The organism is uncultured Campylobacter sp., from assembly GCF_937980635.1.
Lineage (GTDB): Bacteria > Campylobacterota > Campylobacteria > Campylobacterales > Campylobacteraceae > Campylobacter_B.
The window spans coordinates 1-1360 of sequence record NZ_CALJPG010000003.1 but is presented as its reverse complement, the minus strand read 5'-3'; the positions used below and the strand labels follow the sequence as shown (position 1 = coordinate 1360).

General features: G+C 45.7%; 2 protein-coding genes. Both read right to left on the bottom strand.

Going from position 1 to position 1360, the window contains the following annotated elements:
• On the bottom strand, window positions 1-198 hold a 198-nt coding region (locus tag Q0460_RS00480; protein ID WP_299083530.1), incomplete at its 3' end, for a thiamine pyrophosphate-binding protein.
• On the bottom strand, window positions 195-1268 hold the full coding sequence (rfbG, locus tag Q0460_RS00475) for a CDP-glucose 4,6-dehydratase (protein WP_299083528.1): 1074 nt from the start codon (window positions 1266-1268) through the stop codon (window positions 195-197). The genes Q0460_RS00480 and rfbG, both read right to left, overlap by 4 nt.
• Window positions 1269-1360 lie beyond the last annotated feature (92 nt).

Genomic DNA, 1360 nt, shown 5'->3' with positions numbered 1-1360 from the left:
ATTTGAGACGCGTGCATATCCCTCTGCAGCTATCGCGCAAGCCTGTTCATGATGATTGCAGACATACTCTAAATTTTCATTTTTGCCAAGCGAATCTATCAGGTGCATATTGCCGCCACCCGAGACCATAAATACGGTCTTTGCGGTATCTTCGTGTTCGGCTATAAATTTTGCTATAAAATCGCTAACTTTTATCATCGCATCATCTCTTTTACGTAGTCGTTTAAATTTTGCTCGGTATCGATTGTGCCGTTTTCGTAGAAATTTTTATACCATTTTACAGTTTTTTCAAATGCCGTTTCGCTATCCCAAACGGGCTTCCAGCCAAGCAGCGCATGTGCTTTAGAGCAATCAAGCTTCAATAAATTTGCCTCATGCGGCTGGTTTATGTCGGAGCCGATTTTAAATTCTATCTTATCCCAATATCGCTTGGCGCTTTTTAGTACATCAAGCACCCTAATCGCGCCATCATCGCTAGGACCGAAATTCCATGCGCTGCCGAATTCCTTTCGCCCTTCAAGCAACTTTTGCCCCACAAGCAAATATCCGCCAAGCGGCTCGAGCACGTGCTGCCAAGGGCGTGTCGCATGCGGATTGCGGATCGTTACCGCTTCATTTTTAGCTGCCGCGCGCATCACGTCGCAAATCAATCTGTCTTGCGCCCAATCCCCGCCGCCTATGACATTACCCGCACGACATGTGGCAAGCAGCGTTTGATGCTTTGTACCGTAATCTTTTTCGTTAAAAAACGAATTTCGATATGAACTAGCCAGAAGATCCGCGCAGCCTTTCGACGAGCTATATGGATCATATCCGCCCATAGGATCGTTCTCACGATAACCCCAAACCCACTCTTTATTTTCATAAGCCTTATCGCTGGTAATATTCACGATCGCGCGAACGCCCGCCTTTCTGCAGGCTTCAAAGACTTTTAATGTGCCTATGACATTGGTCTCATAAGTCGTGATCGGATCTTCATAAGATGGGCGTACGAGCGCCTGAGCGGCAAAGTGAAATACAATGTCGGGTTTATAAGTCGTAAACGCCTCGTCTAATTTAGCAAGATCTCGTATGTCGGCGATTACCTGGACGATATTTAAATTTAAAAGTCCTATATGATTTGGCTCTGTAGGCGCCGGAAGCGAATACCCTATCACTTTCGCGCCCAAGCGCTGCAGCCATAGACTAAGCCATGAGCCCTTAAAGCCGGTATGTCCGGTAAGCAAAACTGTTTTGCCCTTATAAATTCCGGAGTATAAATTTTGCATTTCTTGTGTCGTTATTGCGTTGTGCATCCGCTACCACTTTTTCCATGGAGCGCTACCGCTATCCCATAGTTTTTCTAATACTTGCTTATCAC